Source organism: Allosphingosinicella sp. (assembly GCF_036403745.1).
Classification (GTDB): domain Bacteria; phylum Pseudomonadota; class Alphaproteobacteria; order Sphingomonadales; family Sphingomonadaceae; genus Allosphingosinicella.
The window spans coordinates 1-1,950 of sequence record NZ_DASWQI010000063.1; the positions used below are offsets into that span (position 1 = coordinate 1).

The 1,950-nt window shown below is 66.2% G+C and carries 1 protein-coding gene; it reads right to left on the reverse strand.

The genetic code is table 11. From position 1 onward, the window contains the following. Positions 1-309 precede the first annotated feature (309 nt). The coding region (locus VGC56_RS12420; protein ID WP_464125269.1) for a serine hydrolase at positions 310-1,950 on the reverse strand (1,641 nt) is incomplete at its 5' end.

A 1,950-nucleotide genomic window follows, 5' to 3' on the forward strand; every position in this document is an offset into this window, starting at 1 on the left:
CCCGACCAAGGGGGGTCGACGTACCTCGCGGCCCGTGTAAACGAGGCCAAGGACACTCTGCTTCGCGCTCATCGTTAGCTAAACTCCGGCACGCAACGCTACAACCGCGAGTTTGCTTCCGCCCGTCTCCGAATGACGCCCGTGCCGTCCGCCGTGGTCCGGCGTGATCGATTGTGGTTACTTGTTTGTAGCGGATAAATCTTGCTGAGAGGTTTCGGCGTTCGAGAACCGGATATCAATGGCTCAAATAACGACGGCCGCGGCAAGGGCGCCGGCGTTGCGAAACGTCCTTCGGGATCTCGCTGTGAGTCAGTTCCTGATCGTGATGCAGGAAATCTCGGACCGTTTCAGCGTCCGGCACACCGCCTCCGCCTGATCGCGATCGAGCCCGGCGAAGCGGGCGCGGTACAGCTTCCTGTCGCCCTTGGCGACGGGCTCGGTGAAGGAGTCCGCCTTGCCGAGCATGCCGCGGGCCTGATCGCGTGCGGCCTCGAGGCGCTGCCGCGCCTCGCTCTCGGTCTCCAGCGCGCCGACCTGGATGATCCAGCCGGAACGCAGGACCGGCTTGATGGCGCCATTCTGCTGGATCGCTTGCGGCTGTGATTGCGCGATCGCGGCCATCGCCTGCGGGGCGGGGACGCTGGAAGCGGGCAGCACGCCGAGCAGACCGTGCCCGGTGCCGTGGTTGGCCGGTTGCGGCGGCATCTCGGGCCTGTTCGATTCGGCCCTGGCGACCACCTGGCTCGACGTTTCCACGAGATCGCGCGCCGGCGGGATCGCATTGGTGACGGGGGGCGCGGGTTGCGCGGGAGCCGCCGACGCCAGTTTTACCGGTCCGGCCTTGACCTGAACGGTTCTTACCCGAACCGGTTTCATCGGCTCCGACGAGCCGGGAATGGCGGAAATCGCCTGGGTCTGAATCACCCCGCTGGTAAGCGGAGCGGGCTCCGGTTTCGCCTGTGGCGGCGGCAGCGCCGCAGCCGCATTGGCCATCATGGAGGGTTTCGGCGCCGCTGGCCGCATCGACATGGCGGCCGGCTCGCCGTCAGCCGATGCCACCTGCACGGCTCCCTCGACCTGAACCATCCGGGCCGGCCGCGACTGGGCCTGATCTTCGGCGACCTCGGCATTCGCTTCGGACGCGCCACGTTCGGTGATGGCGGCGACGGTACGTCTGGTCGCGGCCTTGTCGAGGTTTTCAGCCAGCAGGTTACGCATCGCGGCGTCCCGCGAGCCGCCGCTGCGGCCGCCCATCACCACACCGATCAGATGCCGGTTGCCGCGGCGCATTGAGGTCACAAGATTGAAGCCGGAGGCGCGCGTGTAGCCGGTCTTGATGCCGTCGACGCCCTCGACGCTGCCGAGCAGCTTGTTGTGATTGCGGATCGCGTGGCCGCGATAGACAAAGACGTTGGTCGAGAAGTACCGGTAATAGCGCGGAAAACGATCCTGGATGGCGCGGCCGAGCGTCGACTGATCGCGCGCGGTCGTCACCTGGGCGTCGTCGGGAAGCCCCGAGGCGTTCCGGTATACCGTGCGGGTCATGCCGAGCGCGCGCGCCTTGCGGGTCATCAGCTTCGCAAAATCGTCTTCGTCGCCGGCAATCGCTTCCGCAATGACGACGGCAGCATCGTTTGCCGAGCGCGTCACCAGCCCCTTGATGGCGTCTTCGACCTTGATGGTCTGTCCCGGACGCAGGCCGAGCTTGGTCGGCGACTGCTCGGAGGCGTGCTCGGAAACTTCCATCTCGCTGTCGAGCTGGAGCTTGCGGGCTTCCAGACGCTCGAACAGCAGATAAAGCGTCATGATCTTGGTGAGCGAGGCGGGGTGGCGCAGCGCGTCGGGAGTGTTGGCAGCAAGCGTGGCGCCTGAATTGCCGTCGACGATGATGGAGGAGAAGGCGGGGCTGTAACTGGACCGTGCCTCGTGATGACGGGCGTGGTGACGGTG